Raw genomic sequence first — 4,215 nt, 5'->3', positions numbered from 1 at the left:
TCCCCGGCGACGTACGCGAGACCGGCGGCGGCCGCCTCGATGTGAAGGCCGCCATCGACACCACCGTCGTCGGCGCCCCCGCCGTCCAGGGCGGCGCCTTCAACTGGCCGCAGGACAAGTCCGACCGCACCACGGTCGACGTCCCCTACACCAACTCCGGCTCCGAGCCGGTGAAGCTGTCGCTGAAGGTCCAGGGCGTCACCGGCAACGACGGCTCGGCCGTCCGCTCCTCGGTCGCGAAGCTCGACGCGAGCAGTGTCACCGTCCCGGCCGGAGCCACCGTCAAGGTGCCGCTGGAGATCGACCCGACCGCGCAGCTGAAGGCCGCCCAGTACGGCGATGTCACCGGGCGCGTGCTGGCCACCGGGCCCGACGGTGTGAAGGTCTCCACTCCCTTCTCGATGTACGTCGGACCGGAGACCGTCACCCTGCGCGTCAAGCTCGTCGACCGCGCCGGCAAGCCCGCCAAGGGACCCTCCTCGGTGGACCTCATCGGTACCGACACCGCCGGCGGCGAGCGCCGCTTCAACAACGGCGCCGCCGACCAGGTCTACAAGGTGCGCCCCGGTGCGTACTTCGTCTCCAGCTTCATCACGACGCCCGACGCGAAGGACGCCACCGGCAAGATGCTGGAGTCCGTGGGCTACCTCGCCCGGCCGCAGCTGAACGTCACCAAGGACACCACCCTGGTCCTGGACGCCCGCAAGGCCCACCGGATCCAGGTGAAGACGCAGGACCGGGCGTCCGAGAACCGCTCCACGACGCTCTCCTTCGGCCGCAGCTGGGACGACACATGGCTGCACTCGGGCTCCCTCACGGGCAGCAGCCTCATCAAGAACTACCTGGTCGACGTGCAGGGCACGGCGAGTGACGGCGACTTCGAGTTCGACAGCCTCTGGCGCGCGTACGCCCCCCAGATCGAGAAGCTCTCGGTCGTCGGCGGCACCGAACTGCACCCGACGACGGCCAACACCGGCTCCGTCAACCTCGACGGTACGGGCGAGGCCGCACTCGTCGACGCGGGCACCGGCACCCCCGACGAGCTCAAGGCCGCCGGCGTCTCGGGCAAGATCGCCCTGGTCGAGGTCGCCGACGACGGCTACGTGAGGACCCAGGCGCAGAACGCCAAGGCCGCCGGCGCCAAGGCGATCATCGCGCACCGGCCGTCCCCGGGCCTCTGGAAGCCTTCCATCGGCACCGGTGCGGCGCCGCTGCCCTCGCTCGGCATCGAGGCGAGCGAGGCGGACGCCCTGAAGGCCGCTCTGGCCGACGGCCCGGTGACGCTGAGCTGGAAGGCCACCGCCGCCAGCCCGTTCATCTACAACCTGGCCTTCCCCGAGACCGGCCCGGTCACCTCGGACCGCACCTACAAGGTCCGTGACAGCGAGCTCGGCAAGACCACCGCCACGTACGAGGCGATGGGTGTCGCGGCCGACTACATCGACCTCATGGCCGTCTACCCGCCGTACGGCGGGGGGTACACCGTCTACGACACGGTGGCAGCCCCCGGCAAGCGCACCGAGTACTACTCGGCGGGCGACACGACATGGCAGCACAACCTCTCGTCCAGCTTCCCCTGGGGCGAGTTCATGGTCGACCAGGCCCGTACCTACACGGAGGGCATGAAGCGTACGGAGAACTGGTACCGGGGCATTCCGGTTCCGGCCGCCGCGCGCGACGCCGAGGGCAAGCTCCAGCTTGCCGCCGAGCGGCAGGACAACCTGATCGGCGTCGCCCCGGGCTTCTGGAGCGACAGCGAACACGCCGGTATCCAGGGTTCCTTCGGAGACGAAGGCAGCATGCAGCTGACCAGTGGCGGTGAAGTGCTGGGCACGTCCACCTATCCGTTCGGGGTGTTCACCGTCCCGGCCGGAGACGCCGCGTACGAACTCACCATGTACACCGGAAAGTTCGGTTATCCAGCCACCGTGTGGAAGCGGTCCACCCGGATCGAGACCACCTGGAAGTTCCGCTCGGAGCGGGACGAGAACGTGTACTCGCAGGGGATTCCGCTGCTCTTCCCGGGCTACGACCTGGAGACCGACGGGCTCAAGACCCTTCCGGCGAAGGATGGTCAGATGATCGGCCTGAGCGTCACCGGCCACGCCGGCTACACCCCCGGCAAGCTGGTCGCGGCCAAGGTCTCCTACTCGTACGACGGTGGCGAGACCTGGACCCAGGCCACCACCGCACAGCAGGACAGCCGGTGGACCGCGACCGTGAACCACGCGGGCGCGGACGGCAAGCCGGTCACCCTGAAGACCGAACTGACGGACGCCAACGGCAACTCCGTCATCCAGACCGTGAACGACGCGTACGCCGTGCGCTGATCACGTCCTGACCGGTCCGCCGGGCGTCCTTCCCGTGGGGGGGAGCCGCCCGGCGGACCTGCCTCATGGCCAGTTGTTCCGGATGTCCCGTTTTCGTTCGGCCCGTGATTCAACCTAGAGTGAACCGTTCCGGGTTCGGTAGGGACTCGATCATTTGAGAGGATCGAGTCATGGCACGTCCTTCCCCGGGGCCGCCACCGGCCTGTTGACCGGACTACGGGAGGACACGCCGGGCGGGAGCGCACCCCCGTTCGGGTGTCGACGGCTTCTACGACTGTGCGGTGGCGTTGGACCGCCGCTTTGCCGGGATGCGCCGGTTCCCGCCCGGAGCCGGCCGGGTGGTCAGCCCAGTGCGGGGCGTGTGCGGCGTGCGGTGTGTGCGGGCCCCTCCGCTGTGGTGAACCAGAACAGGGCCGCGCACAGGAAGGCCGCTGCCGCGAAGACCAGCGATAGCGCGACGGAGTCGTCCCGCGCGCCGGCGACGAGCGCGCCGGCCGCTGACAGTGCCAGGGCGACCGCCGGCAGCGCACGAGGGCGCCGCATGGCGCCTGGTGCGCCGGCCGGTGGCAGCAACCGGGCCGCGATGCTGTCACGAGCGGCGGTCAGGTCGTGGGTGCGGCCGGGTAGGGCGGGTGAAAACCACAGGATCGTGCCGTCTTCGCTGGTCACAGCCTGGATGTTCACGCCGTGGCGTTACTTCTTGCCGCTGTAGTCGGCTCCGCCGTCACCGAGCTGGTCGCACTCGGCCACGGTGCCGTCGAGCAGGACGAAGTCCGGATCGGCTTCCTGCAGGGCCTCGGCCAGGGTCGGTACGTGAGTGGCGAGCACGTTCACGACGGCCCGGGTGTGGGTGAAGGCGGTGCCCACAGAGAGCTGGAAACCGGCCGCGACCTGCAGGAATGTCTCGTTCTTGCGCAGGTAGGCCAGGGCGCGCTGGCTGGGCCGCAGCTTGCAGCGGCGTTCACCCTCGTGAATGACGATGAGCATGGTGACGAGCTCAACTAGGACATGAGGCAGGTCGACTGCGGCTGGATCGGCGACCAACGAGGCTTCCTTGCGGGCGAGTTGTGTAGTGAGAGCCCGCTCAACCGCCAGGGAGCCTCGTCTGTTCCTCCGAACGCCCGCACGGATCGCAGTATCACCCGATCAGGGAGTCCGCTGAAAAGCCTCATTCTGCGCTGGCAGTGACGGCAGCGCCGTCATTCCGAGAAGCAGTTTCGGCTGGTGCAACTACTTTCAGAACCAGACATAAGTCTAGTGGAGACGTTAGGGTATCAGTGCTCAGCGGCGCATTCGACCCCAGATGCACGAACAAACCAACGCAGCTAGGGTTTTGGTGTCCGGAATGATGCGTTTCCGCACCGGAAGGAGAATTCCGTGGCACGAAAAGTCGCACTGAATGCCGCCACGATAGTTGCGCTAATCGGAGGGATGGCTGCGACCATTGCGGAGCCAGCGTCTGCCGCCCCGAACCCGGGTTGTCGCGTGGTAGGGAGCACGCTGGCAGGCGAGAATTTCGCTGGTAACGGGACGTTCACCGTCCTGCCTGGAGGGCCGGTCGTGCGCGCTTCTTCCGGCGGCAGTATCGGACCGATCGCCGTTGCTGGCAAGGGGCCGTTCTCCGTAGGTTCTGTGCCCTGCAGCGGAGCGGGAGCAGGAACATCGACAGGAAATGCCTCACAGGCAGCGGCTGCTGTAGCCGCCGGTACGAATGCAGCACGAGCGGTGCTAAGTAGTGGGGGCTCCGCGCAGCAGGCGAATTCGGCGGCTACGGCAGCGGCAAGAGCCAAGGCGATAAGCCTCGGCCTGCCGCCGACGGCGATGACCCAGGTCATGAATCAGACAATGACCACCGTCATCAACATCACGAATTCCAACGTGGGTG

General features: G+C 67.7%; 2 protein-coding genes and 1 pseudogene. 2 read left to right on the top strand and 1 reads right to left on the bottom strand.

Annotation, left to right across the window (positions count from 1 at the left end):
- The coding region (locus ACWD6R_RS39240) for a PA domain-containing protein (protein WP_451823137.1) at window positions 1-2,330 on the top strand (2,330 nt) is incomplete at its 5' end.
- 549 nt (window positions 2,331-2,879) lie between these two features.
- Here ACWD6R_RS39240 and ACWD6R_RS39235 read toward each other — a convergent pair.
- A pseudogene (locus tag ACWD6R_RS39235) lies at window positions 2,880-3,374 on the bottom strand (transposase family protein); the annotation flags it as partial.
- A 516-nt stretch (window positions 3,375-3,890) separates the two neighbouring features.
- Here ACWD6R_RS39235 and ACWD6R_RS39230 point away from each other — a divergent pair.
- Window positions 3,891-4,215, top strand: a 325-nt coding sequence (locus tag ACWD6R_RS39230) for a hypothetical protein (protein WP_451823136.1), incomplete at its 3' end; no start/stop codon positions are given.

The sequence above is a fragment of the Streptomyces sp. NPDC005151 genome (assembly GCF_053599875.1).
The sequence above is the reverse complement of the archived record's forward strand: the minus strand, read 5'-3'. Positions and strand labels throughout refer to the sequence as shown.